The organism is Geodermatophilus sp. SYSU D00742 (assembly GCF_054049935.1).
The window spans coordinates 1-767 of the sequence record NZ_JBJGYJ010000074.1 but is presented as its reverse complement, the minus strand read 5'-3'; the positions used below and the strand labels follow the sequence as shown (position 1 = coordinate 767).

Here is a 767-nt window from a genome sequence, read left to right as displayed (position 1 = left end):
GACGAAGTCGTCGAGCGGGAAGCGGCCCTGCAGGTAGAGGTCGATCAGCATCGGGAAGTCCCGGGAGGGCAGGCAGTCGCCGTACCAGGAGGACTTCGTCGCACCACCCCGGCCGAAGACCTCGATCAGCGGGAGCTCGATCGTCATGTCCGGGGTGGGGACGCCGACCAGCACCACGCGGCCGGCCAGGTCGCGGGCGTAGAAGGCCTGCTCGAACACCGCCGGGTGCCCGACCGCGTCGATGGCCACGTCCACGCCGAAGCCGCCGGTGTGGCCCTTGATGGCCTCCACCGCGTCGGTGTTCTTGCTGTTCACCGTGTGGGTGGCGCCGAACTTGCGGGCCCACTCCAGTTTCCGGTCGTCGATGTCCACGGCGATGATCGTGGTCGCGCCGGCCAGCTTGGCCCCGGCGATCGCGGCGTCGCCGACGCCACCGCAGCCGAAGACGGCCACCGACTCCCCGCGCTGGACCGCGCCGGTGTTGATCGCCGCGCCGACGCCGGCCATCACGCCGCAGCCGAGCAGGCCGGCGGCGGTGGGCGGGGCGGCGGGGTCGACCTTGGTGCACTGGCCGGAGTGGACCAGGGTCTTCTCCACGAACGCGCCGATGCCCAGCGCCGGGGACAGCTCGGTGCCGTCGGCCAGGGTCATCTTCTGGGTGGCGTTGGAGGTGTTGAAGCAGTACTGCAGCTGACCCTTGCGGCAGGCGCGGCACTCCCCGCACACCGCCCGCCAGTTGAGGACCACGTAGTCCCCGACGGCGACGT

General features: G+C 71.4%; 1 protein-coding gene. It reads right to left on the bottom strand.

Annotated elements, in window-relative coordinates:
• The coding region (locus ACI78V_RS22845; protein WP_456855118.1) for a zinc-binding dehydrogenase at nt 1-767 on the bottom strand (767 nt) is incomplete at both ends.